Source organism: Rhizobium rhizogenes NBRC 13257 (assembly GCF_000696095.1).
GTDB classification, from domain to species: Bacteria; Pseudomonadota; Alphaproteobacteria; order Rhizobiales; family Rhizobiaceae; genus Rhizobium; species Rhizobium rhizogenes.
The window spans coordinates 221,812-248,414 of the sequence record NZ_BAYX01000004.1; the positions used below are offsets into that span (position 1 = coordinate 221,812).

At 60.1% G+C, this 26,603-nt stretch carries 26 protein-coding genes; 15 read left to right on the forward strand and 11 right to left on the reverse strand.

From position 1 onward, the window contains the following. Positions 1-47: 47 nt before the first annotated feature. The 11 genes from RRH01S_RS10495 to RRH01S_RS10545 all read left to right on the forward strand — a co-directional run bounded on the left by RRH01S_RS10495 (position 48) and on the right by RRH01S_RS10545 (position 10,178). On the forward strand, positions 48-704 hold the full coding sequence (locus RRH01S_RS10495) for a response regulator transcription factor (protein ID WP_007694608.1): 657 nt from the start codon (positions 48-50) through the stop codon (positions 702-704). Continuing rightward, positions 701-2,080, forward strand: coding sequence for a sensor histidine kinase (locus RRH01S_RS10500; RefSeq protein WP_037219023.1), 1,380 nt, complete (start codon positions 701-703; stop codon positions 2,078-2,080). Before RRH01S_RS10495 ends, RRH01S_RS10500 begins: the two co-directional genes overlap by 4 nt. 102 nt (positions 2,081-2,182) lie before the next feature. Then, complete coding sequence (locus tag RRH01S_RS10505) at positions 2,183-2,866, forward strand: MtnX-like HAD-IB family phosphatase (RefSeq protein WP_037219022.1); 684 nt, start codon at positions 2,183-2,185, stop codon at positions 2,864-2,866. 20 nt (positions 2,867-2,886) lie between these two features. After that, positions 2,887-4,308, forward strand: coding sequence for an aspartate aminotransferase family protein (locus RRH01S_RS10510; RefSeq protein WP_042471811.1), 1,422 nt, complete (start codon positions 2,887-2,889; stop codon positions 4,306-4,308). A 4-nt stretch (positions 4,309-4,312) separates the two neighbouring features. Next, positions 4,313-5,266 (forward strand): arginase family protein, encoded by a 954-nt coding sequence (locus RRH01S_RS10515; protein WP_007694604.1) that lies wholly within the window; start codon positions 4,313-4,315, stop codon positions 5,264-5,266. After that, the gene (locus RRH01S_RS10520; protein ID WP_037219018.1) at positions 5,263-5,616 is read left to right on the forward strand and encodes a DMT family transporter; all 354 of its coding nucleotides are present in this window, start codon (positions 5,263-5,265) and stop codon (positions 5,614-5,616) included. The genes RRH01S_RS10515 and RRH01S_RS10520 overlap by 4 nt, the downstream gene beginning before the upstream one ends. After that, a complete protein-coding gene (locus tag RRH01S_RS10525; RefSeq protein WP_037219016.1) occupies positions 5,613-6,488 on the forward strand; it encodes a fatty acid desaturase family protein in 876 nt (291 codons plus the stop codon). The genes RRH01S_RS10520 and RRH01S_RS10525 overlap by 4 nt, the downstream gene beginning before the upstream one ends. Then, the gene (locus RRH01S_RS10530) at positions 6,475-7,290 is read left to right on the forward strand and encodes an alpha/beta hydrolase (protein WP_034521777.1); all 816 of its coding nucleotides are present in this window, start codon (positions 6,475-6,477) and stop codon (positions 7,288-7,290) included. Before RRH01S_RS10525 ends, RRH01S_RS10530 begins: the two co-directional genes overlap by 14 nt. After that, on the forward strand, positions 7,271-8,419 hold the full coding sequence (locus RRH01S_RS10535) for a GNAT family N-acetyltransferase (RefSeq protein ID WP_042471554.1): 1,149 nt from the start codon (positions 7,271-7,273) through the stop codon (positions 8,417-8,419). The genes RRH01S_RS10530 and RRH01S_RS10535 overlap by 20 nt, the downstream gene beginning before the upstream one ends. After that, on the forward strand, positions 8,419-8,847 hold the full coding sequence (locus RRH01S_RS10540; RefSeq protein ID WP_034521772.1) for an EamA family transporter: 429 nt from the start codon (positions 8,419-8,421) through the stop codon (positions 8,845-8,847). The genes RRH01S_RS10535 and RRH01S_RS10540 overlap by 1 nt, the downstream gene beginning before the upstream one ends. Continuing rightward, positions 8,847-10,178, forward strand: coding sequence for an SAM-dependent methyltransferase (locus RRH01S_RS10545; RefSeq protein ID WP_042471557.1), 1,332 nt, complete (start codon positions 8,847-8,849; stop codon positions 10,176-10,178). The genes RRH01S_RS10540 and RRH01S_RS10545 overlap by 1 nt, the downstream gene beginning before the upstream one ends. On the opposite strand, the gene RRH01S_RS10550 is transcribed toward RRH01S_RS10545, so the two are convergent. Next, positions 10,119-10,871, reverse strand: coding sequence for a MipA/OmpV family protein (locus RRH01S_RS10550; protein WP_153510569.1), 753 nt, complete (start codon positions 10,869-10,871; stop codon positions 10,119-10,121). The genes RRH01S_RS10545 and RRH01S_RS10550 overlap by 60 nt on opposite strands. Before the next feature lie 326 nt (positions 10,872-11,197). On the opposite strand from RRH01S_RS10550, the gene RRH01S_RS35095 reads away from it, so the two are divergent. Beyond that, positions 11,198-11,329, forward strand: a complete 132-nt coding sequence (locus RRH01S_RS35095) for a hypothetical protein (protein WP_258719660.1) — start codon at positions 11,198-11,200, stop codon at positions 11,327-11,329. Positions 11,330-11,343: 14 nt separating this feature from the next. On the opposite strand, the gene RRH01S_RS10555 is transcribed toward RRH01S_RS35095, so the two are convergent. Beyond that, complete coding sequence (locus RRH01S_RS10555) at positions 11,344-11,985, reverse strand: DUF1007 family protein (protein WP_034521768.1); 642 nt, start codon at positions 11,983-11,985, stop codon at positions 11,344-11,346. Positions 11,986-12,215: 230 nt separating this feature from the next. On the opposite strand from RRH01S_RS10555, the gene RRH01S_RS10560 reads away from it, so the two are divergent. Next, entirely contained in the window at positions 12,216-13,643 is a 1,428-nt protein-coding gene (locus RRH01S_RS10560; RefSeq protein WP_034521766.1) for an aldehyde dehydrogenase family protein, read from the forward strand. A 97-nt stretch (positions 13,644-13,740) separates the two neighbouring features. Here the strand turns inward: RRH01S_RS10560 and RRH01S_RS10565 are convergent, their stop codons facing one another. The 9 genes from RRH01S_RS10565 to RRH01S_RS34375 form a co-directional block, all read right to left on the reverse strand. Next, the gene (locus RRH01S_RS10565) at positions 13,741-14,067 is read right to left on the reverse strand and encodes a hypothetical protein (protein ID WP_037219006.1); all 327 of its coding nucleotides are present in this window, start codon (positions 14,065-14,067) and stop codon (positions 13,741-13,743) included. A 362-nt stretch (positions 14,068-14,429) separates the two neighbouring features. Continuing rightward, positions 14,430-15,848 (reverse strand): cytochrome c, encoded by a 1,419-nt coding sequence (locus RRH01S_RS10570; RefSeq protein ID WP_034521764.1) that lies wholly within the window; start codon positions 15,846-15,848, stop codon positions 14,430-14,432. A 2-nt stretch (positions 15,849-15,850) separates the two neighbouring features. Then, positions 15,851-17,491, reverse strand: coding sequence for a GMC family oxidoreductase (locus RRH01S_RS10575; RefSeq protein ID WP_012652756.1), 1,641 nt, complete (start codon positions 17,489-17,491; stop codon positions 15,851-15,853). 148 nt (positions 17,492-17,639) lie between these two features. Further along, positions 17,640-18,191, reverse strand: coding sequence for a sorbitol dehydrogenase family protein (locus tag RRH01S_RS10580; protein WP_034521762.1), 552 nt, complete (start codon positions 18,189-18,191; stop codon positions 17,640-17,642). Between the two features lie 350 nt (positions 18,192-18,541). Next, positions 18,542-18,895, reverse strand: a complete 354-nt coding sequence (locus RRH01S_RS10585; protein ID WP_034521761.1) for a hypothetical protein — start codon at positions 18,893-18,895, stop codon at positions 18,542-18,544. Between the two features lie 112 nt (positions 18,896-19,007). Further along, on the reverse strand, positions 19,008-19,853 hold the full coding sequence (locus tag RRH01S_RS10590; RefSeq protein WP_034521760.1) for a DUF3313 domain-containing protein: 846 nt from the start codon (positions 19,851-19,853) through the stop codon (positions 19,008-19,010). A 186-nt stretch (positions 19,854-20,039) separates the two neighbouring features. Then, positions 20,040-21,329 (reverse strand): HAMP domain-containing sensor histidine kinase, encoded by a 1,290-nt coding sequence (locus tag RRH01S_RS10595; protein ID WP_034521759.1) that lies wholly within the window; start codon positions 21,327-21,329, stop codon positions 20,040-20,042. Between the two features lie 2 nt (positions 21,330-21,331). After that, a complete protein-coding gene (locus RRH01S_RS10600; protein ID WP_042471565.1) occupies positions 21,332-22,018 on the reverse strand; it encodes a response regulator in 687 nt (228 codons plus the stop codon). A 31-nt stretch (positions 22,019-22,049) separates the two neighbouring features. After that, the gene (locus tag RRH01S_RS34375; protein WP_153510532.1) at positions 22,050-22,220 is read right to left on the reverse strand and encodes a hypothetical protein; all 171 of its coding nucleotides are present in this window, start codon (positions 22,218-22,220) and stop codon (positions 22,050-22,052) included. Here RRH01S_RS34375 and RRH01S_RS10605 point away from each other — a divergent pair. Both RRH01S_RS10605 and RRH01S_RS10610 read left to right on the forward strand, forming a co-directional pair. Continuing rightward, positions 22,177-23,280: an efflux RND transporter periplasmic adaptor subunit gene (locus RRH01S_RS10605; RefSeq protein ID WP_174010117.1), complete on the forward strand. Its 1,104-nt coding sequence runs from the start codon at positions 22,177-22,179 to the stop codon at positions 23,278-23,280. The genes RRH01S_RS34375 and RRH01S_RS10605 overlap by 44 nt on opposite strands. Then, positions 23,277-26,432 (forward strand): efflux RND transporter permease subunit, encoded by a 3,156-nt coding sequence (locus RRH01S_RS10610; protein ID WP_034521756.1) that lies wholly within the window; start codon positions 23,277-23,279, stop codon positions 26,430-26,432. The genes RRH01S_RS10605 and RRH01S_RS10610 overlap by 4 nt, the downstream gene beginning before the upstream one ends. Positions 26,433-26,603: the final 171 nt, after the last annotated feature.

The following is a 26,603-nucleotide window of genomic DNA, read 5'->3' on the forward strand; positions in this document are numbered from 1 at the left end:
CGGTTCACATCGGGTGCATAATTCCCATCGGCGAAGCGAGATCGACCGTGCGTGTTCTGCTAGTTGAAGACGACAATATTCTGGGGTCATCCCTGAAGAAGGCCCTGGAGAAGCACGCCTACGGCGTCGACTGGATGCGCGACGGCGAGTCCGGTCTGGAAGCTGCCCAGCATTCGGATTTCGCGGCAATCGTGCTTGATATCAACCTGCCGCGGCTCAGTGGCATGGAGGTCTTGAGAGGCATTCGGCAGAGGGGCAATTCGGTGCCGGTCCTGCTGCTGACGGCGCTCGATGCCGTGCGCCAGAAGGTCGAGGGGCTCGACGAGGGCGCCGATGATTATCTGGTCAAGCCGTTCGATCTCGATGAGCTGCTGGCCCGCATGCGCGCGCTGATCCGCCGTCGCGACGGACGAACAGAAAGCGTCATCCGCTGTGGCGATATCGAGGTCGACCCCTCGGCGATGGTTGCCCGCAAGGGTGATGTGCAGGTTCACACCACGGCCAAGGAATTCCACCTGCTGAAGCTTCTGATGGAGCGCAGCGGCCGATATGTGACCAAGAACGATATTGAATATGCACTTTACGATGCCGAAAGCACGGTCGAGAGCAACACGATCGAGGTGACGATCTACAATCTGCGCAAGAAGCTCGGCAGCGATTTCATCAAGTCGATCCGCGGCGTTGGCTACATGATCGAGCGATGAGCAATTCCACACTTACCCGCAAGCTTTTCCTCAGGATCGCGCCGGTCGTGGTGGTGACGATCGTTGTAGTCGGCGCCTTCGCGTTCAACAGCGCGACGCGCGAAATCGACAATATCTACGATGCCCAGCTTATAAACGACGCGAATATCATCTGGGGCCTGCTGCGCCGGCCGCTGGAAAGGGAGCCCGACCGCGCCCCGAGGCAGATCGACGATATCGATTTCAACATGGACAATCAGCTCGCCTTCAACGAGGACGCTGACGACTATGCCGATGCCCATATGTTCCGTGCCTGGGACGACGGCCATATCCGCTTCTACAGCAGCACGGCGTTCCTGTCGGATGTGCCGCAGCAGAAGGTTGGCTTCACCACCATCACCTATCGCGGCGAGGAATGGCGCGTCTATTCGCTGCCGATACCGAATTCGACGATCGTGATGGAGGTCGGCGAAAAGATCGCCCTTCGCGAAACGCTGGTTTCCAACATCCTGCTCAATCTCTTCTTTCCGCTGCTGGTGCTGGTGCCGGTCATCGGTTTTCTCATTTGGCTCGGCATCAACAGTGGTCTACGGACGATCCACGGATTGGTGCGTCAGATCCGCACCCGCTCGCCCGATGATCTCTCGGCGATTCCCGTCGAAGGCCTGCCACGGGACCTGTTGCCGCTCGGCCGCTCGATCAACCAGCTTCTCGAGAAGCTTGGCCATTCCCTGACGCTCGAGCGGCGTTTCTCCGATCTCGCGGCACATCAACTACGCACCCCGCAGGCCAGCGTGAAGCTGTTACTGCAGATGCTGGGCAATAGCGACAGCGAGCAGGAGCGGCAGGCGATCGTCGCCGATCTCGTGGCCAGCAACAACCGCGCCATCCATCTGATCGAGCAATTGTTGCGACTTGCCAGGGTCAGCCATCATCCTCTCAATCCGACGCCGGTGCCGCTTTACCATATGGTGGCGTCGGTGCTGGCGGAGTTCGGCAACATCATCAACAGCCGGCAGCTCGATGTCGTACTGGAGGGCGACGAGGCGGCGCAGGTCAAGACGGATGAATCGCTGCTGCGCATGATGGTCAGCAACCTCTTGGACAACGCCATCAAATACACACCGGTCGCCGGCAGGATCGAGGTCATGATCACCGCCGGAAGCGAGCTCTGGCTGATATCGATCAGCGATAGCGGGCCGGGTATTCCGCCCGACGAACGCGAAGCCGTCTTCCAGCGCTTCTACCGGATCGATACGCTGCATACCGAGGGCGCCGGGCTCGGCCTGGCAATCGTCGCCGATACGGCGGACCGGCTTGCCGCCGCGATAGAGCTGTCGACCCCGCGCTGGGGCACAGGGTTGCGAGTCGACCTGCGATTGCCCAAGACGGAATAGAGTCAACTTTACCACGATTTCATTTTCGCATCATTCTCCCCTCATGCCTGGCTCATCCACGGTTGTTAAACGCAACCCAAGGACAAGGCGAAAGGGCGTTTCATGCAGGTGTTTTGCGATTTTGATGGAACCATATCCATCGAAGACGCGACGGATATGGTGTTATCCCGTTTCGCCGATCCCGAGTGGGAAGATATAGAGCGCCAGTGGAAGCAGGGGCTGATGGGGTCGGGCGAGTGCATGCGCCGCCAGATCGCCCTCGTCCAGGCGAGCAGGCGGGATATCGACGCCCTGCTGGACACGGCGTCCATCGATCCCGGCTTTGAAGAGTTCCTGGCGTACTGCCGCGGCAGCGATCTGCCTGTTACCATCGTCAGCGACGGTGTCGATTATTTCATTCGTCATATCCTGGCGCGCCATGGCATTGGCGACATACCGATCGTTGCCAACGTGCTGAGCTATTGCCTTGCCGATGACCGGGAATCCTATTCTCTCTTCCCATCGCCGACGGCAAGCGGCTGTCTATCCGGGTCCGGCGTCTGCAAATGCCGGGTCGTCAAGAGCCCCGATCTGCAGATCTACATCGGTGACGGGCGAAGCGATTTCTGCGTGTCCGACAAGGTCGATCTCGTCTTCGCGAAAGCCAAGCTGATCGACTACTGCGAAGACCGCGGCATTCCCTATGTCGCCTTCGAAACCTTCACCGACCTGCTTCCGAAAATGAAAGCCGTTCTTCCCAGCGTCACGCGCGGACAGCGCGCGCCGCTGCATTCCAAGACCGCATGAACAAGACCAAGAGGCATCTAATGAAAACCAATGTAGCCGAAGCCTTCAGTGGCGAGACGCAATTGCCGATCAAGTCCGAAGAGGAGCTGCGTATCCTCGAGGAGGCCTATTGCTCCCACGGCGATACCGTCCACTACACGGCAAAACCGAAATTCTTCGAAGAATGCGAAGGCTCCTTCGTCTACGATCGGTCCGGGACGCCGTTCCTCGATCTGCAGATGTGGTACTCCGCCGTCAATTTCGGCTATCGCAACGAGCGTCTGAACAACGCCGCGCATCGCCAGCTTGACCGGCTGCCGCAGGTTGCCTCGCAGTATCTGCACCGCGAAAAGGTGGAGCTTGCGGCGATGATCGCCCAGGATGCCGAGCGCAAGTTCGGGCACAAGGGCCGGGTTCACTTCAACGTCGGCGGCTCGCAGGCGGTTGAAGATTCGCTGAAGCTGGTGCGCAATTATACCGGCGGCAAGAGCCTGATGTTCGCCTTCGAAGGCGGCTATCACGGCCGTACCCTCGGCGCCTCCGCGATCACTTCGAGCTATCGCTATCGCCGTCGTTACGGCCATTTCGGCGACCGGGCGCAGTTCGTCGAGTTCCCCTATCACTTCCGTGGCCCGAAGGGCATGTCGAAGGAGGAGTATGGGCATTATTGCGTCCAGAAGTTCGCCCGTCTGTTCGAGAGCGAATATAATGGCGTCTGGGATCCGAAGGCCGGAAAGTCGGAATATGCCGCCTTCTATATCGAGCCGATCCAGGGCACGGGCGGCTATGTCATTCCGCCGATGAACTTCTTCGTCGAGCTGAAGAAGGTGCTGGACGAACACGGCATTCTGCTCGTCGTCGACGAAATCCAGATGGGCGTCTATCGCACCGGCAAGCTCTGGTCGATCGAGCATTTCGGCGTTTCGCCGGACATTCTCGTCTTCGGCAAGGCGGTCACCAACGGGCTCAACCCGCTTTCAGGCGTCTGGGCACGGGAGGAGATGATCAACCCGACCATCTTCCCGCCCGGCTCCACGCATTCCACTTTCGCCAGCAATCCGATGGGGACCGCTGTGGCTCTCGAAACGATGAAAATGTTGGAAGAAGAGGATTTTGGCACCGCCATCATGGCCAAGGGCGCCTATTTCCTCGACGGGCTGAAGCAGTTGCAGCAGCGTCATGCCATTGTCGGCGAAGTCGACGGGCTCGGCCTCGCGCTCAGGATGGAAATCTGCAAGGACGACAGCTACACGCCGGACAAGGCGACGATGGATTGGCTTTGCGACGAAGGCATGAAGGGCGACCTGCAGGTCGGCGCCAAGATGTACGGCCTCGTGCTCGACGTCGGCGGCTACCACAAGAATGTCATCACCTTCGCGCCCAACCTGCTTATCACGCGTGAGGAGATCGATCTGGCGCTTGCCCTGCTCGACCAGCTTCTGACGCGCGCAGCCCGGAGATAAGACGGTGCAGCTCCTTCTTCTTCATCTCGATGATGCGTTGGAGCTGCAGCCCGATTTCGTGCGCGCCTGCAAGCTTGCGGGCGCGCATCAGTATTTCGACAAGGGAGCCGGCCAAGCGGTCCGGCTCTGGGGTCGGCAGAATGCTCTTGCCGAGCTCGCCCGCGATATCGCCAAGAGCACCCCGACGCTCGGCAAGGATCCGCAGCTCTGCTTCATGGGCTCGGGCGATTTTCATCATGTGACAGCCCTGCTTCTCGAAGGAGCGCTGGAGCGACAGCCTGTTGCCACGACCCTCATCCATTTCGACAATCATCCGGACTGGGTCACCTTCGAAGGCGGCATGCATTGCGGATCCTGGGTCAACAGCGCTCTTGCCCATCGTCATATCCAGAAGGTCATCACCATCGGCGTTTGCAGCCGGGATCTCCGCAGCCCGGAGCGCAAGGGCGCCAATCTGCATTGGCTCGGTGAAGGCAAGCTGGAACTCTACCCCTACGAACATCCGCCGAGCCGAGTGCTTGCCGACTACGGCAGCGGCGCCAGCTATCGGCAGGACAAGGGCGCGCTGCACTGGAAATCCATCGCCGCGATCGGTGAGGACAATTTCATCGACCGGATGCTGAGCCGGATTCGCACCGAGGCCGTCTATCTGACGATCGACAAGGATGTGCTTGCCGCCGACGATGCCGTCACCAACTGGGATCAAGGCCGCATGCGGCTCCCCTATCTCCTGGCGTTGATCAGTGAAATTGGTAGCCGGCATCGTATCATCGGCGCGGATGTCATCGGCGATTATTCCGCGCCGAGCTATGCCGGCGATCTTCGGACCAAGCTGATGAAGCGGGCCGAGATCTTCATCGATCAGCCGCGCATCCGGCCGAAGGTCGAGACGACCAGAAACATCAACAGCGCTGCAAATCACGCGCTGCTCGAAGTGCTGGCGGAGTACATGGCATGAGTGGCAGCCTGACCTTTCCGATACTTGGTCTCATCCTTTTCTGCGTGCTGGCGGAAACGGCGCGCGAGGTCTGCTTCAAGCAATCGGCGAACGAAAGCGCATTGCTGGTCGCGCTCACAAAGCCGGTCACATGGCTCGGTATCCTCTTCTGGGCGGTCGAGCTATTCGCCTGGACCGCCGTGCTCGAACGCGTTCCCCTCACCATAGCCTTTCCGCTGATGGCGCTGAGCTACGTGGTCATCGTGTTCGCCGGCGCCGTGATCTTCAAAGAAAATATCAACCTACGCCACGCGACGGGCGTGTTCCTCGTGACCGCCGGCGTGGCTTGCGTGGGAGTAACCGGACTATGAAAATCTTTGCTCATACCAGATGGGATGTGGCGCCGGTTCTGGCCGCCGTGGCGCATCTCGCCTTCGATGTCTACCTGATCGTCGGCTTCGAAAGCCGACCCTTGTGGCTCTCGGCGGTTCTCGGCTGCCTCTATGCCGTGTCGATCTCCTGGAACATCAACAGCATATCCCATAATTTCATCCACACGCCCTACTTCAAGCCGCGCTGGATGAACTATGCCTTCAGCCTGCTGGAATCTGTCGCGATCGGCTTCTCGCAGACCTATTATCATTGGGTGCATATGCGCCATCACTCCGGCAACAGCGACCGGCCGGATGATAAGGGCGAGACGATCGACATGCTGTCGATCTACCGCCACGGCCGCAATGGCGAGCCGGAGAATGTGTGGTCTTACACCTTCCTGAGCTTCTTTCGCGACAGCCTTGGCGACATTCACGAGGCTATCGCCCGCCGCCGTCCCTTCGATGCGAAATGGGGTCGGTTCGAGCTGTTCTTCTTCCTGGGCCTCGCCGCGATCGCGTTGATCTATGACTGGAAGGCCGTACTGTTCTTCGTGCCCTTCTATTATCTCGGCAACTGTCTGTCGTCGCTGAACGGCTACTACGAGCATCTGCACGGCGACCCGGACGAGCCGATCGCCTGGGGCGTCAGCAGCCACAAACCGTTCTACAACTGGCTGTGGTTCGGCAACGGCTATCATGCCGAACATCACTACCGCCCGAAGACCCACTGGACGAAACTGCCGACCTTGCACGAGCAGATCAAGGAAGAGCAGGAAAAGGCCGGTACGCATGTGATCAGCACCTGCCACGCCCTCGGCTTCATGGCCAAGGAGAACCGGCAGGCGGAGCTTTCTCATGAAAGCCGATGAGTTGAGCTTTTATCTGGAGGGCACCAATGGAAAAGGTGTCCTCCTGATCCATGGGCTGACCGGGGCTCCGGCCGAGATGAAGCTGGTCGCGCGCCACCTCAACCGCAAGGGCTACAGCGTCTATGCGCCATTGCTGGCCGGCCATGGGGTGGATGCGGGCACGCTGCGGCGCTCGCGATGGGAGGACTGGCTGGAAAGCGTCGTACAGGCATCTTTGGTGCTCGCGGAAAGAGCGCAAGAGGTCTTCGCCGCCGGTATCTGCGTTGGCGGCAAGCTGTCGATGCTGGCGGCCGAACGCCAGCCGGAGACGATCCGCGCCGTGGCGATCTATTCCCCCTGTTTTCACTATGACGGCTGGGATGTGCCCTTCTACTATCCGCTTTTGTCCTCGCAGATCAGCTGGCTGTCGCGCATTCCCTTTCTCGACCGTCTCAATTTCCGCGAGACCGCATCCCTCGGGATCAAGGACGAGCGCATGCGCCGGCTGATCGGGAATATGTCCGGGGAGGGCGTTCTTGAAACATTTCCCGGCAAGGGGCTGGTCGAAATGCATCGGCTGGGCAAGACCCTGAGGGGCCGGCTGCCGCAGATGAAGACGCCGACGCTGATCCTGCATGCCGAGGATGACGACCTCAGCAGCCCGAAGCATGCGCGTTACATTTCCGATCACATCGGCGGTCCGCACGAACTCAGATGGATCAAGGACAGCTACCACATGATCCATGTCGACCGTCAGCATCGCCAGGTGGCGGATTTTACCGCCGACTTTTTCGAGGCAAGCCATGCTCAAGCCCTTGCCTAGATATTTCCCCGTGCCGGACCGGGATCCTGTCGCCGAGGTGCATTTCAGCATCCGCGCTGTCGGCTGCGATGCCTGGAATGCCTGCTTTCGCGGTCAGGTCGAGGATTATGATTGCCTGCTGGCTATCGAGGAAGCCGATATCGATGGCTTCGAATGGCGCTACATCACCATCGTGGAGGATGGACGCGTGAGTGCCGCCATGCCGGTCTTCCTCTGCCCCTATGCCCTGGACACCACGCTGGAGGATGGCCGGCTCCGCAAGGCGGTACGCCGCATACGTCAACGTTTCTCCGGATTCCTGACGCTGCGTCTTGCCTGCCTCGGTTCTCCCTGCACCGAAACGGGCGCGGTCGGTTTTCACCCCGACGTGCCGCCGGAACGCCGCGCGGTGCTGTTTGCCGAGCTGTTGTCGTTCTTCGAGGAGCTTGCGGCCACGGAAGAGTGCTCGTTGATGGGCATCAAGGATATTCCCGCGCCAGTGACCGCCGAGTTCGGCGGCTTGCTCTCGGGCCGGGGCTATGCCTCGATCGGCGGCCTGCCGACCGCCTGGCTCGATATGGATTTCAAGACGATCGATGAATATCTCGCAAGGCTTTCCTCCGGCACGCGCAAGGACATGCGCCGCAAGCTGAAATCCTTCGAGCAGGTCAGGGTCGAAATGCGGACGGATTTCGGCGATTTTCTGCCCGAGGTCATGGCGCTCTACCATGACACGCGCAATCGTAGCGAATGGCAGTTCGAGGAGCTGACTCCCGCCTATTTCGAGGGCATCCTTGCCCGTATGCGCGGCCGCTCCTTCTGCGCCTTCTATTTCGTCGAAGACCGGCTCTTGGCCGCCAACCTGATCGTACATGACGAAAACATCGCCATCGACAAGTTCTTCTGCATGGATGGCGAGGCGGGGCGGCCCTACAATCTCTATTTCCTGAGCTGGTTCACCAATCTGCGCTATTGCCTCGACCACGGCATCGGCCGTTATCAAAGCGGCCAAGCCTATTATGAAAACAAGGTGCGGCTCGGCAGCCAGCTGACCGCCAACACGATGTTCTTCCGCCATCGCAATCCGGTTCTTCAGAAGATATTGCGGCTGGTTTCGCCACTGCTTTCCACAGATGAGGCGGAACAGTGATGTCGTCGATGCGCCTATCCTGGCTTGCGGTACCGGTGTTGAACACGCTTTTCCAGTTTTTCGTCAAGCACGGCGCCGAACAATTGGGCGATGCGACCGGGGTCGGCTGGCTGTGGCAGGCGCTCGGTTCGCATTGGATCCTGGCGGCGATCGCCGTCGAGATCGCCTGCTTCTTCATCTGGATGAACGTGCTGTCCGAACTCGACCTCAGCCGAGCCTTCCCGCTTTCCGGCATCAGCTACGTGCTGATCATCGCCACCGGCTGGCTCGTCTTCGGTGAGCCGGTTGTCGGCCTACAGGTGATCGGCAGCGGCCTGATCCTGACGGGCGTCTGGCTGATTGCGGGTGCTTCCGGCGAGGCGACGAGCGGGGGCGACTGGCACGAGAAGCGCGGTTCGCTGCGCCCCCACAGCGGTGAGGATCGATAATGTCCGGATTGCCAGCGGAAGACCATCGTCACAATACATTGGCATTCAGCCTCGCGGATTGGAGCCTGAAGCGAGCGCTCTCGAGCATCGTGTCGCGGGGATCGCTGGTCGTGATGACGGCGGGCGGTCGCGCGCTGACGTTCGGCGATGGCACCGGCGACCTCGTCTGTGTCCGCTTTACCGACAATCGGGCGCAATGGGCTTTTCTCATCGATGCCGATGCAAGGCTTGGTGAGCTTTACATGGACGGCCGTTTCCTTGTCGAAAACGGCTCGCTCTATGATTTCGTGGCGATGATGCTGCGGGAGGCGCAGAACAGCACGCATCCGCTGATCGCCCGCATCATCGATCATATCCGCACGAAGCTGCGGATCTTCCGTCATCGCAACCTGCCGAGACGTTCGAAGACTAATGTTGCGCATCATTACGATCTCGATGGTCGGCTCTATGAGCTGTTCCTCGACCCGGACCGGCAATATTCCTGCGCCTATTTCGAGCATGCAGATCAATCGCTGGAAGACGCGCAGCTCGCCAAGAAGCGGCACCTCGCGGCCAAGCTCCTGATCGAGCCGGACAACAGCATTCTCGACATCGGCTGCGGCTGGGGTGGTCTCGCGCTGCATCTGGCCGAGCAGGCGCCTGGCGGCTATGTCCTCGGGGTCACTCTGTCGGAAGAGCAGCATGATTATGCCGCGAAACGGGTGCCGGTTAGCCTCAGTAGAGCGCCGGCGGAAGTGCAATTCGCACTCAGGGACTATCGCAGCCTGACGGGCCGTTTCGACAGGATCGTCTCCGTCGGCATGTTCGAGCATGTCGGCCTGTCATCCTACCGGACCTTCTTCCGCAAATGCGCGGAACTGCTGGAGGACGATGGCGTCATGGTTCTTCACACAATCGGCTGCTCGGCGACGCCCGGCTTCACCACCCCCTGGCTCGACAAATATATCTTCCCCGGCGGCTATATTCCGGCACTTTCGGAGATCGTGCCCGAGATCGAGGCGGCCGGCCTGTCGATCACCGATGTCGAGGTGCTGCGCCTGCATTATGCCTACACGCTCGAAAGCTGGCGCGAGCGTTTCATGGCGCGCTGGGACGAGGTGGCGAAGCTCTATGACGAGCGCTTCTGCCGCATGTGGGAATATTATCTTTCGACCGCCGAAGCCGCGTTCCGCTACGAGGATCTCGTCGTCTTCCAGATCCAGATCACCAAACGCAACGACGTCCTGCCGCTGACGCGGAACTACATCGCCGATCATGAAGCGCGCAGCGCCTCAAAAGTCGATGTTGAAGGTTCTATTGAGGGTAAAGCCGATAATATTCTGGTTGGGTGAGCCGAACTGCGAGGTGATCGGGCTGTCGGCGGCGTCGCCCACCAGGCGGTTATATTTCTCATAGACCTGCACGCTCCATTGGGGCGTGATCGTATAGGTCGCAGCCACCGTGAAGCCGACCGATTTCAGGCCGCCGCCGGCGTCGAAGGTCCTGACATGACCGTTTCTCGCGGCTTGGCCGGCAGAGATGCCGAAGTTGCTGCGCATGTAGGTCGAGTTGGCCAGCGACATGCGCGGTCCGGCGGACAGGACCAATTTGTCGCCAACCGGCTGAAACCAATCGAGCGCCAGATCGGCGACAAGGCCATCGCCGCCCCAAAGGGACTGGCGCACTTCCGTCCGCAGCCGAAGCTGATTTTCCATCAGCCAGTATTGTGCGAAACCGCCGGCATCGAAGTTCCAGCGCACCCTGCGCTCGCTCTGCAGATGCAGATTGTTGAGATCCAGGCGGTCATCCCTCAAGCCGACGACGGGGCCGATTTCAAGGTTGCCGAGGTCGAAGAGCGTATAGTCGAAATTGTCGTCCGGGGCGCTGTATTCAGGGGTGTCACCGAAGCGATAGAAGTCGAAGGACGGCAAGGCGCTGAAGGAATAATGCTTCGAGCCTTCATAATTGGGACCGTATTCCACCGTGGCGCCGAGCGTCACGACCCAGGTGTCGGAGGTGGACTTTGTTGTGGTTTCCTGCGCCATCGATGATGCGGGAAACGCGCCGATTGCGAATATGGTCACCAGACCAATCCCGGTTAGCGCCAGCAACCGGGCGGAGAAAGATGTCTCGACTACTAACACTCTGACAACACCCGATCCCTGGACGCCCCTGCGGCATTACTACCACAGCTTAAGGTTTCCAAAATGGCAAAAAGTCTAAAAGCACTCATTGCCTCCGGCTGGCGGTCGATATGCTCTTCGACGTTTAGGGGAGAGGCGGTGTGACATTTATCGGGTTTCATATGGGTCTATGGAGGCGTTGAAAGACATTGTGGTATTCGCGAGCTGGCAATTGTAGGCGCCTGGTCATGGACGAACTGATCCTTTCCAGCGCCGCGATTGCGAAGGCTACGGGCGAGAATAACGTCACAACATTTCATGAACCTGAAAAACCGGCGCTAAACACGACGCCATTGTTTTTTTCGCCGCAGCCGTCCTGAATAGTCGCATGGGGTCAACACTGGACTTCCAGCCGGGTTGCGACGAGCAGCGAATAATCGGTACCCTTGGGATCGCTGAAGAACATGCTGGTCAGCGCCGCCTGGTTCTCCGCCATGACTTCCTTGGGATTGGGCCTCACGACCTTGCGCTTGCAGCGGCCGGAGGCCGCCCCCGAGATGGTCATATCGTCGTCGGTAGCGAAATCGACCGCTGTATAGAGCGTCTTGTCATAAATCCCGAAGATCGTGGTTCCCTTGAGGAAGGTCTTTTCTTCGGGCTTCAGCGAAAAGGTCAGGGTTAGCGAACTGTCCTTGTAATCGGCCTGGATCGCATCCGGCTTGGCCATCGGCACCGCTTTGCCGTTGCTGGTGACGTTCGTGTAGTAATTATACTGCGCGAGCGAATCCCTGACCGTTTTGCCGACTGCTTTCAGTTCGCTTGCACTCAGCGTCTGATTGTCGCCCTTGTCGAAATCCATGAGGACCGAGGAGGAAAACACCTCGTCGAAGTGCCAGATGTTGCGCAGCTCGCTGATCGAGCCGTCCGGTGCGGCGACAACTTCGAATTTCGCGTCGATGAAGATATGCGGATGAGCGAGAGCCGGGACGGGCAGGAGCGACAGCATCGCGAGCAGCAGGATTGTTTGTCGTTTCATGCAGGCTCTACCGTGATCTGTCCGCAGCTTGGTCGACCAGACCTGAACGTCAATTGAGACTGATTTGAGACCCTGAAATGTGACTTCCGGGAGAATGATGAGCCGCGCAGCCGCGACTTCACGGAATCGTCTGCTGGCGATGGCCGATATGCGGCACCGCTCTCGGAATAGACAGGCTATTCTGCTATTCGATCTGAGGAATGCGAGACGGCCAAGCGATGGAGACAGCCATGGAAAACGCCCACAAATTCTATATCGACGGCAAATGGGTCGATCCCGAGGTGTTGAAGACCCTTGAGGTCATCGACCCGGCGACAGAGCAGTCGATTGGAACCGTCGCTTTGGGCTCGGTCGCGGATGCCGAGAAGGCGATCAAGGCCGCCCGCGCTGCCTTCGACAGCTTCTCGCGGACGACGCGGGACGAGCGGTTGTCGCTGCTGAAGCGCATTCTTGAAATCCTGAGACGCCGCAACGACGAGATCGGCGATGTCATTTCGCGGGAGATGGGGGCACCGCTCGCCATGGCGCGGTCGGATCAGGCCGGTATCGGCGTCACCCATTTCGAAAAGACGATCGAAGCCTTCGAGGCTTTCCAGTTCGACTATATGCAGGGTTCCACCCGGATCGTCCACGAGCCGATCGGCGTCGTCGGCATGATCACGCCCTGGAACTGGCCGATGAACCAGATTGCCTGCAAGGTCGCGCCGGCGCTGGCGGCGGGCTGCACCATGGTACTGAAGCCCTCCGAGATCGCGCCGTTCAACGCCATCATCTTTGCCGAGATTCTCGATGAAGCAGGCGTGCCCAAAGGTGTCTTCAACCTGGTGCAGGGCGACGGACCGACCGTCGGCGCCGTGTTGTCGAGCCATCCTGATATAGACATGGTGTCCTTCACCGGCTCGACCCGCGCCGGTATTGCCGTTGCGCAGGCCGCCGCCCCGACCGTCAAGCGTGTCCACCAGGAACTCGGCGGAAAATCCCCCAATATCGTGCTGCGCAGCGCCGATCTCGAGGCAGCGGTCAGCGGTGGCGTGCGCCGTTGCTTCAACAATTCCGGCCAGTCCTGCAATGCGCCGACGCGCATGCTGGTGCCGGCTGAACGTATGGACGAAGCGGGTGCGATCGCGGCGCGGGAAGCGGCGTCCCTGGTCGTCGGCGCTCCCTCGGATCCGCGCACGGCACTCGGGCCGGTCGTCAGCGCGCTCCAGTTCGAGAAGATCCAGGCGCTGATCGCCAAGGGGGTCGAGGAGGGTGCCGAGTTGGTGGCGGGCGGGCTCGGGCGGCCGTCGCATCTCAACGCAGGTTATTATGTGCGTCCGACGGTGTTCACGCGCGTGACCAATTCCATGACCATCGCCCGCGAGGAGATCTTCGGGCCGGTGCTGTCGATCATCGGCTACGAGAGCGAGGACGAGGCCGTGGCGATCGCCAACGACACGCCCTATGGCCTTGCCGCCTATATCCAGGGCGATCCGCAGGAGGCGCGAGTGCTTGCCGGACGGCTGCGTGCGGGCACGGTCCGTCTCAACAATTCGGCCTGGGATGGCATGGCCCCTTTCGGCGGCTACAAGCAGTCGGGCAACGGCCGCGAATACGGCAAGTTCGGCCTGCATGAATTCACGGAGATCAAGGGCGTCGTCGGTTACGACGATGCCTGAGCGGCCGCCGCACCTTTGCGGGGGCCGTGTTCACCAGCCCCAGCGTCTCACGCAAGGGGCCATCACCCACATTGAATATCGAATGGACGGCCAGGCATCAGGCGATCAAAAGGTCGTCGGCTATCGATTTTGGCGTCAGAAACTCGGTACTGTCCAAAGTTGCATCGAGCAATTCCTGCGCATAGGCAATCGCTGAGTCAGCATCCGATATACCCAGATGAATATCATCGCATTTTGCCCGCATGGCTTTCCGAATGGTCGAAAGCACATGCTGAGCCGCGCGTTTGTCTCCAACCTTAAGCAAGAGCCCGAGAGAAGTCATAGCCACAACCTCGAGAACGGTGATCCGGCCCTCGATGAGACCCATTGACGGGATTGCGCTTGAGGCGCCGCCGCCTTGTCCATCACGTTTCGCGTTGTACATTACATGTCACTCCATATTCACCAGGGTCATGCCTGAATGCACGGCTAACATTGTCGATGAGAACGGCTTTGATTTAAGAGTTTTCCACCACCGCCAAGTTGGCTATCGGGAGAGCCGCTTCAGTTGTAACGGCATTGGGCGCCTTAGAGTTCCTTCATTCGATGCGTTTGAACACCGATTTGTGAATAAGCATCGCGCAGCGACCCAAGTCACCTCTGCAAAAGCAATTGCTTATGGCATCGAACGGCATCGGGGCAGCCGCGCCGATTCACAGATGGCGATGTTTCACGAGGCCGGCAGCTCCGGCGATGGAGCATCTATCCGTAAGGGAGCGTAGCCGCCAACCGACACGGAGAAGCCAGCTAAACCACCCTGGCCTGCCGCTGCCGCCAAACAACAAGCAGCAGCAAGATCGCCAAGCCGACAATGACGGCCACGGCAATGCCGATGCGTGCGAGCAGCAGGAGCGACGACGCAGGGCCACCGGCCCGCACCTGGGCGACATCGGCGGGTGAGACCGGAGTGCCGGCGCGGCCGTAGTTCTCGATCACGTAATTCGCCAGCGTGGCGACCTGGGCGTCGTTCAGAGCATTGATGTCGTTCGCCTTGCCGCCGAAACCGGGCATGAAGGCTTGGCCCTTGGGTGTCGTCCGGTTGACGCCGTTCAGAATAGTGGCGATCAGATTGCTGTGATTGGCCGCACCTGTCACCGAATTGTGGAACAGGCTCGGATAATAGGTATCTTTGCTGCCTTGGCCGGAAGCCTGATGGCAGGAGGCACAATTGCCGTAAAACAGCACCGCGCCGTTGGCTTGCTCGTCCGTATCCGAGCGGATCGGGTTTGCTCCACGCAAACTTGCAAGCTGCGAGAAGAGCTTACCGTAGCCAAACCGCGACTGCTCATCTGACGCGTCATGCAGCGGCGCCACTGTTTTGATGTAGGTTGATATCGCCGAGATATCGTCCGGCGTGAGCTGGGAAAAGCTGTGCTCGACGGCCTCTCCCATACTGCCTGCGGCCTGCGCCTTGCCGGGCAGCGAGCCGGTTGCCAGATAGCGAGCCAGTTCGTCCTTGCTCCAGCTCCCAATGCCGCTGTTGGCATCCGAGGTGATGTTGGGCGCATACCACTGGCCGACTTGCGCACCACCCAGATAGTGGGAAGACAATTCCTGCATCAGGAAGCCGCGCGGCGTATGGCAGGTGCTGCAATGCGCCGCCCCGTCGACAAGGTATTTGCCGCGATTCCACTCGGCCGATTGCGTGGCGTCGGCCTCGCTATGGCCGCTGCCGAGGAATAAGAGGTTCCACGCCATCATCGACAGGCGAATATTCATCGGAAATGGCAGCGCGGTACGCGTCGGCGCCGTGTCGACGGGTGTCACGCCGTGTTGAAAGTAGGCGTAGAGGTCGTGGATATCCGCGTCCGTCAGCACGTTATATGACGTGTAGGGCATCGCCGGATAGAGGTTCGCACCATCGGCCCGAACGCCCGCCCGCACGGCCCGGGCAAATTGCTCTTCCGTATATTGCCCAATGCCCGCCGTCGCAGAAGGGGTGATATTGGTGGAGTAAATCGTGCCCACCGGGGAGACGATGCCAAGTCCGCCCGCGAATGGCTTGCCACCTGGTGCCGTGTGGCAGGCGGAACAGTCCGAAGCGGTGGCGATATAGGCGCCGCGCTTGACGGAGGCCGCCTGCGCATCATCGTCGGCGGCGAGGGCCGTCGAGCTCACGGACATCAGACAGATTGCAGCGCTGAAGAGACGGAAGAAAGTGTCCACGCTCAGCCCCGCTTTAATTGGTCAACGATGGCATCGGCGGCCTTCACGGCCAAGGCCGCCATGGTGATGGTGCTGTTGCCGCAGCCGCCCGTCGTCATCGCCGCGCCGCCGGGCAGAAAAAGATTCGGATGATCATGCGCGCGACAGTCGACATCGACGACAGAGTCGGTGGGATCGGTGCCCATGATGCAGCTCCCCATCATGTGGTCGCTATTGGTGAAGGTCGTGGCGATGCTGCTTTCGACGGCGCCAAGCTCCGCGATCAATTTCTTCAGCAGCGGCAGGGTATATTCCTGGTGGCTGCGGCGCACATAGTCGCCGACATCATAATAGATGTTCGGCTTGCTGAGGCCCAGCCAGTCTTTCTTATCCGACAATGTCAGGCGGTTATTGGGATCCGCCAGGATCTCGTGCTCGATCGTCAGTCGCGCGGTGCAGGCCGAGAGCCGGCGTATCTCCGCGTCCAAAGCTTTGCCGACCAGTCCCTTCGAGAGCGCCGCCAGACCGCCAACGGCGCTGAGAGCTGCATTTTCGCAGCGAAGCATGGCACCGGCATGTTCGCTTCGGAAAGCGCCTTGCCCGGTCATCATAATGCTGCTGCCCTGCACGGGGCCCACGCCCGTCCACATCGGCTCTGAGAGCACCATCTGCGCGCTGATCTTGGGCTGGTCCATCAGATTGCGTCCGACCTGATCCGAATGATTGGCAACGCCATTCGGGTTGCGATCGTCCTTGGACATCAGTAGCAGTTTCGGCGTCTCTATCGCATTGCAGGCAATGACGAAAAGCCTGCCGGTTACCTTTTGCGATTCCTTGTTGGGATTGAAGAAATGGACCGCCTGAATGTTCTGCTTTGCATCCGTCTCCACCCTGTAGACGACCGCATTGGCGAGAATCCGGCCACCCTTGGATTCGATCCTTGGCAGAGCCGATGCCGCATCGTATTTCGCCGAGATCGGACAGACTGGAAAACAGTTGTTGTTGCCGCAACAAGGCGGTCGTCCGTCGTAGGAAACACCGCTATTGCGAGCTTGAGGGGCGGGAAGATTGGTGATGCCCACCCGTGCGGCGGCGTCTGTGAAACGCTGTTCGCCCGGGCCGTAGGGAATACGGCCCATGGGATAGGGCTTGGAGCGCGGCAATGGCGGCCATTGCAGCTCAACCTCGGACGGACCGCACACACCCAGCGCATATTCGGCGCGGGTATAATATGGTTCGAGCGTGTTGTAATCAAACGCCCAATCCCGGCCGACGCCGTAAAGGCTTTTCATCCGCATATCATCGGGATGCAGCCGCCAACAGATGCCCGCCCAATGCCAGGTAGCGCCGCCGGCGTAACGCACATAACCCTGACGGTATGCCCGCCCGTTCGGTCCTTCAAGCTGCAGGTAGTCGGTCGTGGCGTCTACCAATTCTGATTCAATATGCGGCGCCCAGGGCTTCGCCGGATAGGGCGCATTCCAGTTTTGCTTGAACCGTGGCGGTACGTTGCGATAATTTTCAACGATCTGCCAGCGCTCCACGCGAGGGCCGGCTTCCAGCATGAGAACGGACAGGCCCGCGTCCAGCGCCTGCTCGGCGACGAGGCAACCGACAACGCCTGTTCCAACGACAATGACGTCCGCACTATAATCGTTTGCCATCTTATCGATTCCAACTATCCAAAGGCTCGAATAGGCACGTCAAAACCCGCCGCAAGCCGATCCCATGACAAAGTCGTCCTCCGGGGCGTCTTGCTCGATTTGTGTGAAAGCCGCCCGCTACGCGCCTTCGCGCACGGGGCGGCTTTCGTCAGAATGTCGGCATATCGCCAAGAGCCGGAGCCTCCGCATTCCATCCATTCGGACCGGATATCGCGTAGGTCGGGATTGTCATGACGTCATGGGTTGGTTGGTACATAAGCGCCGTCTCGAAGGCGAAGACCTCCGCGTTGGCGGAATTTTCCACAACGCCTGTATACCAGGCCGAAATGATGGCCAGGGCCGTGTCCTTCACGCGCCCTTCCGGAATGTCGGCAAAGAAATCCTCGACGATCCTGGCGTTTTTTTTCTTCGCAATGTCAATAATTGCGCCGATATCCTGCGCCATCTCCGGATTTATCCGCAGCATGGCGGCAGCCATGCGTGCCCCGACCTCGGGATCCAAGTGATGGTCGATGAGGAGCGACGATACGTCCATGAAGTTTGACGAAACCTCCGGCGCGACCGCACCCAGAGTTTGAGCCGAAATCTCCGGAGACAGCAGTATGCCTCCAGCGAACAAGGCGCCGCCCAGCATCAATTTCCGACGTGTGAGATTAAATTCCTCGGGACAGTCGTCGCGAGATGGGTGGGTCATGTCCATCAAATGCCTCGTCAGCCAGTTTCCGTCATTTTTTAACGCAGGCGCACGGCAGGAATATTACAAAAAAAATCTATGCATTGCATACGATAGAGTCAATCCAACATTCGTGGAAGCTGATTTATCGGAATTGCAAAAAGCAACTGGAGGGCACCGTAAAGTTAACGTGCTCCGATCGAAAGCCAGATTCACGATCCGAGCCGCACCATACTGAATGGTCAGACCCAGTGCCATCAGCGCAAGGGTTCCGCCAAGCACAAGGCCGATGATAAGCATTGTCATCAGCATCGCAGCAGCGTCCCCCGTGCTCATCACGCCCAAGCCCAGGGCGGCCGATACCTCGTCGAGAGCTTTTAGCGACTGAACTTCAGGTCTGGCTTGTCGCCGTCCCAGCCCTGAAGCCCGCCGGGAGCCTCACGAAAGCGAAGGCACCTTGTTCCCATCTTGCCGAGGATGCACATCGTATCGCCCTTGACCGACCAGGTGAGGGACAGCGTAAACGGCAGTGGGCCACGTATGCTTCCAGTGCCATCCTTATTCAGGGTGACCTTAAGGGTCTTGCCGTCAGGTGCATCAGCCAGCCAGGGAAGCCCGTCGGCGAGAATGGCAGCAGCCTTTTGCGGTGGCAGATAGGCCTGCTTTTCCGCGGCAAAGATGGGGCTTGCGGCAAGAATTGCGACGGCTGCCGCTGCGAACCTTAGATGCATTTTCGTATCGTCCTCTTTTCTATAGATTTACGTGAGGCGCCGCTGGCGCCTGGTTGCGAGTAGCTGAATGGCGGTCGCCCAGCCACGGAGCGCGTGCAGTGCGGTACGGCGGTTATTGAGTGGTCGCTGCGCCCTTGTCGCTCCAGCCCGGCGGCAGACCCAGTTGGCCGGCAACTGCTCCGGTAATGCCGGGTGCTGAGCCAAATGCCTTGCAAGCGTCGTATTTCGGGCCGCCGCCAAGCGACGCCTTTATCTTTTGTGCCGACGGTATCATCGACGTTCCCTTGAATGGGTCCTGGCCCTTGACCAGCATGCGGCTGAAGTCGGCGCCGAAGGCGGAGGAAAGCGAATAGGCATCCCCGACCGTCGAGATCCTGGCCTTTGTTGTCAGCATGTTTGCGCCGCGCGACCAGAGCATGGCCGCCTTCTGGGTTCCGTCCAGACCGACCGCCTCGGCTTCGACCGACAGGCCGCCGAGACCGATCGGAATCCTTGGAATTGGTACGGCGAGCGCCACTGACGTGCCGAGGGACGCCACGGCGGAAGTCGCTGCGGCCGTCCGGTTCGTTGGGACGATGTCAGTGACAGTTGCGTGGACGACGAGATCGGCCGGCTGGTTCGAAGCCACGACCTGGAAACGGTCGCTGAGGCCGGTACAGAGCGCCCGGTCGATCGCATTGGTGACGAGCGCCAGGTTTTTAGGATCGAAAGCGCCACTGTTACCGATCTGCGCCGACGTCCGTACGATACGCACGGTCTGTGCGGCAAGTACTGGCGCCGGGTCCACCCGCAATTTCGCCTTCGTCAGCGAGCCCCCCGATGCGGTCATATCAGCGTAGGAACCGAGAGACGTACCCTGATGCAGTGGCACGCTTGCACAAGAGGAGAGCGACAAGAGCAGAACGACGCAGAACACGCCCTGCGAACGCATTTCAGGCAGCCGAAGGCTAAAGGTCATGTGGCAAATCTTCCGAACCGGGATCGTGGGTTCAGATTTTAGCGATGCCTGCGTTAATGGCCGTAAAGGCAGTGTAAAGTTGGGTAAAACTTCGAGATCAGGTGCTAATCATTGCCTGAATTTCAACTTTGAACCGCTTCAACGAGAGCCGCCTTCCCGCCGCACATCTTGGAAGATTGAGCCAGATTAGGCGTGATCGCTCGCCGGACCAAAGGTCGTCGGCTTTCGGGGGATTTCGAGGGTGATGGTCAGGCCGCCGGCCGCTGGCAAGGATGCATATGCCCGCCCGCCATGACGCTCGATAGCCTGTCTGGTGATTGCAAGACCCAGGCCATATCCATCACTCGGTACGGCGCCATTGCCGCGTGAGAACGGCTGGAAGATGCGCTCGAGTTCGTCATGCCTGACGCCTGGTCCCTGATCCGTGACGCGGACCTTGAGGAGATCGGCTGTCATCTCGCAACGCACAGATATTCGCGAGCGCTCGGCGGTATATTTGATGGCGTTGCGAATGACGTTTTCCAGCGCCCGGTAGATCAGCTCGCCCTCGACATCGGCTAGGAACATACCGTCGACGCTCGCCGTGATCGCGATCGCCCGTATCTGGGCTTCGAATGTCGCATCACCAAGGATCTCGTTCAGGAGGTCGACGACATCGAGGGACTGCGTTTTCAGCGGAAGACTGGAGCCCGCGGTCAGTCTGGCCAGCGTCAGGATCTCGCCCACCAGGACGTCGAGCCGCTCGACCTCGCGATCCATGCGATCCAGCATGACATCGAGTTTCGCCGGGTTCTGCCGAAGCACGCCCACCGCGGCCTGCAGACGGGACAAGGGCGAGCGCAGCTCATGCGATACGTCATGAAACAGCCGCTGCTGCGCATCCTGAAGCTCCTGCAGCCGCGCGGCGCTGGAATCGAAATCATGGGCAAGTGCCGTGACCTCATCCTTTCGGCCGGCCATCTTGTCACCGATGCGGAAATCGAAGCGGCCGTGAGCGAGCGCGCTCAATCCATCGCGCAGATGAACGACGGGACGAATGAGGTATTGGGCGAGCGCGCCTGCCGAGATCGTGCTCGAGATTAGGATCGCGAGCCACGGCATGAACGGCGCAAAGTTCTCCAAAATGGAACCGGCTGGAGCCGACAGGATAATCCGATAGCAAACTCCGTCCCTCAGGACGGATCTTGTGTTGGCCGCATTCGCGTCCGCACAGGCGGCGGCTTCCGCTGCCTTCGAAATGGTCAGACCTAGCGGCAGCGTCTCTTCGCTTGCGCCGACAAAGTGTCTGGCGGCATCCTCGCCATCCTTCGCGAGCACGTTTGCGGCAAGGTTCAGGATGAGCGCTCGCCGTTCTGCCTCCAGCTCGCGTGCAAAAGGAACGGCCTGAAGGAGATTGACGATAATGATGATAACCGCGACGGACGCCGCAAGCGTCAGCCAGATGATCGTGAAGAACTTCCAGAAAAGCCGGGGCATGGTCAGTCCACCAGAAGTTGGTAGCCCTGGCCGCGAACGGACTGAATCCAGGATTGCCCGTCCTCCCTGAGCCCGAGCTTCTGGCGAACGCTGCTGATATGGACGTCGATGCGGCGATCGAAGGGCGTGAGCGGCTTGCCGAAAGCCCGCTTTGATATGTCCTGCTTCGATACCAGCTGGCCGGCGCTGCGGGCGAGAACTTCGAGCAGGCTGAACTCCGTGCCGGTCAGATCCAAAGCCGCGCCGCGCCATTCGGCTGTCCGGCTGCCCGGATGGATCACGAGTTGCCCTGCCCTTAGCGTGTCGGTCGCCGTGCCTGCCGTAGGCTGGCCCGCGCGCCGCAAAATCGCGCGAAGCCTGGCCGCAAGTTCACCTGGCGAGCAGGGCTTCGGCACATAGTCGTCCGCGCCGAGGTTGAGGCCCGATATACGGTCGATGTCATCGCCTCTTGCGGTCAGCATCAATACGGGAACAAGGCTCAGCTTCCTGATTCTCTGTAGAACTTCGATCCCGTTCATTCGGGGCATCATGATGTCGAGCACGATGATATCCACCGCATTGCCGGCGGCTGCCGCAATGGCGGCGCGACCGTCCGTATCAGTTGAGACGTCATATCCTTCTTCCGCCAGATATTCCTGCAGAAGCGTCGTCAATTCGACGTCGTCGTCGATGAGGAGAACCTTGTTCATTCACTTCGTCCGTCAATCACATCCGCCATCCTTACAGCACAAACGCGGGCGCACGGCCAAGTTTTACCCAGCTTAACACTAACTTGACCGCACTTAACGTTCGTCCGGCTACTGATCGGCTTGGCGGCATCGGTTGTGGTTCAGGAATTGCCTGCGCGATGCCAAGAACTGCAAGGAATGCATCGTTGAGAAAGCCGTCCATGATATTCGCCACCGCACTCGTTGCGGCAGCGCTTTTGCTTCCATTCCGCACTGCCACGGCGGAAAAGGCGGCCGCACCCGCCCTTACCGTCTCCCTGGCGCCGCCATCGCAGCGGGACTGGCCGGAGACCGTTCCCGCGAGCGGTTGGCTGAAGCCCTGGCAGGAAGCAATAGTCGCCTCCGAGACCGGTGGCTTGCGCATCATCGAGGTGCTGGTCGATGTCGGCTCCGTGGTCACGAAGGGGCAGACGCTTGTCCGGCTTTCGCAAGAGAGCACTCTTGCCGACCTCCGCAAGCAACAGGCTGCCGTCGTCACCGCCCAGGCAAGCCTGGCCAAAGCCAAGGCGAATGCGGATCGGGCGCGGCAGCTTCGTTCATCCGGGGCTCTATCCGACGAGAAGATTACCGAATATTTCGCCGATGAGCAGACGGCGACCGCAACCCTGGCATCTGAGGAGGCCGCACTCGACAGCGAAAAGATCAAGCTCGCTCAGACGACCATCACCGCCGCCGACGACGGCTTGATTACGTCGCGCTCCGCCGATCTTGGTGCTGTGGTCTCCGCCGGCACCGAGCTGTTCCGCATGGTCCGACAGCAGCGTGTCGAGTGGCAGGCAGAAGTTTCAACACGCTACCTCCCGCGGATTTCGGAAGGATTGAGCGTCGAGATCAACGGAGCGGATGGCCACTCCATTCAGGGCAAGGTGAGGCTTGTCGGACCCTCGGTCAGCACCGATACCAGCCGGGTGATCGTCTATGTCGCGCTGCCAGCCGACATTCGTCCACGCACCGGCCTCTATGTCACCGGCAATATCGAGTTGCAGACCACGCCGGCGCTCACCGTTTCCGAGACGGCAATCGTCTTCCGGGACGGCATCAGCTACCTGTTCATCGCCGGCGAAGACGATCGGGTGCGACGGGTCCGGGTGGAAACCGGCCGTCGCAACAATGGCGAGGTCGAGATCATCTCCGGCCTGGACCGGTCGGCAAAGGTCGTGACGTCGGGCGGAGCCTTTCTGTCGGACAATGACCTTGTGAAGATCGCGGAGATAAACAGATGAATTTCTCCGCTTTCTCGATCCGCAACCCCGTGCCGGCGATATTGCTGTTTGCAATGCTTGCCGTCGGCGGGCTGTTGGCATTCAAGTATCTGCCGGTCCAGAATTTCCCCGATATGGACCTCCCGACCATCAGCGTCACCGCCACGCTTGACGGCGCGGCACCGGCACAGCTCGAGACCGAGGTCGCTCGTACCATCGAAGATAGTCTCGCTTCGCTGAGCTATCTCGACCACATCACCACGACGATCACCGACGGTACCGTCTCGATCAAGGTCTCCTTCAAGCTGGAGAAAGACAGCGAAGCGGCTCTGAACGAGGTCCGCAACGCGGTGGACAGCGTCAAGGCCGACCTGCCGTCGCAAATGGAAACGCCCAGCGTTACCAAGGTCACCGTGCAGAACTCCGCGCTGCTCACCTATGCGGTTCGTTCGGCCGGTCTCAACGAGACCGAGCTTTCCTGGTTCATCGACAATGATCTGACCAAGGCGCTGCTATCGGTGCCGGGCGTCGGACAGGTCAATCGCATCGGTGGGGTCGACCGCGAGGTTCATGTCGACCTCGATCCCTCGACGATGGCGTCGCTCGGGGTCACGGCGGCCACCGTATCGTCGCAGTTGAAAGCCGTCCAGGCCGACACGTCGGGTGGTCTTGGGGAAATCGGCAGCACCCGTCAGACGTTGCGCACACTCGGCGCCATGCCGTCGGTCGAAGCATTGAAAGGGCTCAAAATTCCCCTGGCCAATGGGCAGCAGGTTCGTCTCGACGACGTGGCGTCCGTCACGGACAGCTTCGCGGATCGCTCCTCGATGGCATATCTCGACGGCAAGCCCGCGATCGCGGTCGAGATCAAGCGTTCGAACGGGTTTTCGGACAGCACCGTCGCGGCGGACATCAGCACGGCGATCAGCAAGTTCGCGGCCGCCCATCCCAATGTGCGGATCGATGAGGCCTACAGCACGATCGGGCCGATCATCGACAACTACAATGGTTCGATGCACATGTTGTACGAGGGGGCGATCCTGGCGATCGTCGTCGTCTGGCTGTTTCTTCGCGATTGGCGCGCGACGATCCTGTCGGCCGTGGCGCTGCCCTTGTCCGTCATACCGACCTTTCTCGTCATGTATCTGGCCGGCTTCAGCCTGAATATCGTCACCTTGCTGGCGCTGTCGCTGGTGGTCGGCATCCTTGTCGACGACGCCATTGTCGAGATCGAGAACATCGCCCGCCACCTGCGAATGGGCAAGCGGCCGCTCGATGCCGCGATGGAAGCGGCCAATGAGATCGGACTTGCCGTCATCGCAACCACGTTCACGCTTGTCGCGGTCTTCCTGCCGACGGCCTTCATGAGCGGCATACCTGGCCTTCTCTTCCGCCAGTTCGGCGTCACGGCCGCTGTTGCCGTCCTTGTCTCGCTTGTCGTTGCCCGCCTGCTGACGCCGATGATGGCCGCATATTTCATGAAGGCGCATCCGGTCGAGGAGAAGGATGGTCGTATCATGCGCGCCTATATGGCGATCGCGAAGGCGGGCTTGAACCACAGAAAGACCACCGTGGCCGTCACCGCTATCGTGGTGGCGCTTTCGCTTTCCACCATCCCCTTCCTGAAATCGGGCTTTCTGCCGGCTTCCGACGACGCACGCACCCAGATCACGCTGACCCTGCAGCCCGGCGCCACCATCGAGCAGACGGACGCGGCAACCAGGAAAGCGGCCGATATCGTCGGCAAGCTCCGCGATGTGACGCATGTCTTTTCCTCGATCGGTTCCGTATCCTCAGGCGGCGGCCCTGACGTGAGCACCACAAGCGACGTCGGGTCCGCCACCATCGTCGTCGTGCTGACGCCCATCGGTGAGCGCGATCGCAAGCAGTCGGAAATCGAAAACGATATTCGCCAAGCTCTCTCCGTTCTCCCCGGCGTGCGGATCGAAGTCGGAAGCGGTGGCAATGGAACGAAGCTCGAGATTACGCTGGCCAGCGACGACGCCACAGTGCTCGACAGTGCAGGCACGGCGCTCGAGGAACAGCTTCGCACCCTGCGTGGCATTGGAGCGGTGACGTCGACCGCGTCCAGGCAGGCGCCTGAGATCCAGATCACGCCCGACTTTGCGCGTGCGGCGGCGCTTGGGGTAACGTCGAATGCCATCGCCAGCGCCGTGCGCGTGGCGACAGATGGAGAATATTCCTCCGACCTGCCGAAGCTCAACCTGCCGCAACGGCAGGTCCCGATCGTCGTTCGCTTCTCGCCCGAGACGCGGACCAGTCTCGACGACATCAAAAACATGCGGGTAGCCGGCACCAATGGAAGCGTCGATCTCGGATCCATCGCCGACATCCGGATCGGCGGCAGCCCGTCTCAGATCGACCGCATCGATCGCATGCGTAATGTCACGGTTTCCGTCGAACTTAACGGCCGTATCCTGGGCGACGTCCATGGCGAGGCAAAGGCGCTTCCGGCGCTCCAGCGCCTGCCACCGGGCGTCACCCTTGTGGAACAGGGCGAACTTCAGCGCAGTTCGGAACTGTTCCAGAGTTTCGGCCTGGCAATGGCGATTGGGGTGTTTTGCATCTATGCGGTCCTCGTGCTGCTTTTCCATGACTTCCTGCAGCCGTTCACCCTGCTGATGGCTCTGCCGCTCTCGCTCGGTGGCGCGCTGGTACCGCTTGTCGTGACCGGGACCAGTTTCTCGATGTCGGTCGTCATCGGCTTGCTGATGCTGATGGGCGTAGTGACGAAGAACTCCATCCTGCTCATCGAATATGCAATCATGGCACGCCGCCAGGGCATGCCCAGGCTCGATGCTTTGGTGGATGCCTGCCACAAGCGGGCGCGACCTATCGTCATGACCACCATTGCCATGGCATCGGGCATGCTTCCGGCCGCTCTTAGTTTGACGGGCGGCGATTCAAGCTTCCGGCAACCAATGGCCATTGTGGTCATCGGCGGGGTGATAATGTCGACCCTGCTTAGCCTCATCGTTATCCCGGTCATTTTCACTTTCGTGGATGACCTGGAAGAGCTTCTCAAGCGTCTCCTGCGCCGGCTGGGCTTCGGTCACGAAGTCCCCGACCAGGAACCGCATGATGCGTCCAATGATCGCGAAGCCATTGCCTTTAAGCCTGGCCATGCAAAGCACGGGCACGGTCATAGATGATCCTCTATCGGCGCGCGACGGGTCAGATGGCCCCCTGTCAAGCTGAGACCATGCTTGGCGGCGTTCATGCAACCTCTTCGGTCGAGTTTCCTCCCCCGGAACGAGACCGCGGGACGTATACCCTCGCAGGCGGCGCCGCCCCGCCGCCTGCGCGTCCTGCCATCCAACAGG

What these genes read in the sequence shown, in the direction of transcription:
- RRH01S_RS35095 (WP_258719660.1), top strand. Translation starts at nt 11,198, where the DNA reads ATGGACGAACTGATCCTTTCCAGCGCCGCGATTGCGAAGGCTACGGGC.
- RRH01S_RS10605 (WP_174010117.1), top strand. Translation starts at nt 22,177, where the DNA reads ATGCCAAGAACTGCAAGGAATGCATCGTTGAGAAAGCCGTCCATGATA.
- RRH01S_RS10500 (WP_037219023.1), top strand. Translation starts at nt 701, where the DNA reads ATGAGCAATTCCACACTTACCCGCAAGCTTTTCCTCAGGATCGCGCCG.
- RRH01S_RS10590 (WP_034521760.1), bottom strand. Translation starts at nt 19,853, where the DNA reads ATGACCTTTAGCCTTCGGCTGCCTGAAATGCGTTCGCAGGGCGTGTTC.
- RRH01S_RS10550 (WP_153510569.1), bottom strand. Translation starts at nt 10,871, where the DNA reads ATGGCGCAGGAAACCACAACAAAGTCCACCTCCGACACCTGGGTCGTG.
- RRH01S_RS10610 (WP_034521756.1), top strand. Translation starts at nt 23,277, where the DNA reads ATGAATTTCTCCGCTTTCTCGATCCGCAACCCCGTGCCGGCGATATTG.
- RRH01S_RS10585 (WP_034521761.1), bottom strand. Translation starts at nt 18,895, where the DNA reads ATGCATCTAAGGTTCGCAGCGGCAGCCGTCGCAATTCTTGCCGCAAGC.
- RRH01S_RS10565 (WP_037219006.1), bottom strand. Translation starts at nt 14,067, where the DNA reads ATGTACAACGCGAAACGTGATGGACAAGGCGGCGGCGCCTCAAGCGCA.
- RRH01S_RS10540 (WP_034521772.1), top strand. Translation starts at nt 8,419, where the DNA reads ATGTCGTCGATGCGCCTATCCTGGCTTGCGGTACCGGTGTTGAACACG.
- RRH01S_RS10510 (WP_042471811.1), top strand. Translation starts at nt 2,887, where the DNA reads ATGAAAACCAATGTAGCCGAAGCCTTCAGTGGCGAGACGCAATTGCCG.
- RRH01S_RS10600 (WP_042471565.1), bottom strand. Translation starts at nt 22,018, where the DNA reads ATGAACAAGGTTCTCCTCATCGACGACGACGTCGAATTGACGACGCTT.
- RRH01S_RS10560 (WP_034521766.1), top strand. Translation starts at nt 12,216, where the DNA reads ATGGAAAACGCCCACAAATTCTATATCGACGGCAAATGGGTCGATCCC.
- RRH01S_RS10505 (WP_037219022.1), top strand. Translation starts at nt 2,183, where the DNA reads ATGCAGGTGTTTTGCGATTTTGATGGAACCATATCCATCGAAGACGCG.
- RRH01S_RS10525 (WP_037219016.1), top strand. Translation starts at nt 5,613, where the DNA reads ATGAAAATCTTTGCTCATACCAGATGGGATGTGGCGCCGGTTCTGGCC.
- RRH01S_RS10535 (WP_042471554.1), top strand. Translation starts at nt 7,271, where the DNA reads ATGCTCAAGCCCTTGCCTAGATATTTCCCCGTGCCGGACCGGGATCCT.
- RRH01S_RS10555 (WP_034521768.1), bottom strand. Translation starts at nt 11,985, where the DNA reads ATGAAACGACAAACAATCCTGCTGCTCGCGATGCTGTCGCTCCTGCCC.
- RRH01S_RS10520 (WP_037219018.1), top strand. Translation starts at nt 5,263, where the DNA reads ATGAGTGGCAGCCTGACCTTTCCGATACTTGGTCTCATCCTTTTCTGC.
- RRH01S_RS34375 (WP_153510532.1), bottom strand. Translation starts at nt 22,220, where the DNA reads ATGGACGGCTTTCTCAACGATGCATTCCTTGCAGTTCTTGGCATCGCG.
- RRH01S_RS10575 (WP_012652756.1), bottom strand. Translation starts at nt 17,491, where the DNA reads ATGGCAAACGATTATAGTGCGGACGTCATTGTCGTTGGAACAGGCGTT.
- RRH01S_RS10595 (WP_034521759.1), bottom strand. Translation starts at nt 21,329, where the DNA reads ATGCCCCGGCTTTTCTGGAAGTTCTTCACGATCATCTGGCTGACGCTT.
- RRH01S_RS10580 (WP_034521762.1), bottom strand. Translation starts at nt 18,191, where the DNA reads ATGGACATGACCCACCCATCTCGCGACGACTGTCCCGAGGAATTTAAT.
- RRH01S_RS10545 (WP_042471557.1), top strand. Translation starts at nt 8,847, where the DNA reads ATGTCCGGATTGCCAGCGGAAGACCATCGTCACAATACATTGGCATTC.
- RRH01S_RS10530 (WP_034521777.1), top strand. Translation starts at nt 6,475, where the DNA reads ATGAAAGCCGATGAGTTGAGCTTTTATCTGGAGGGCACCAATGGAAAA.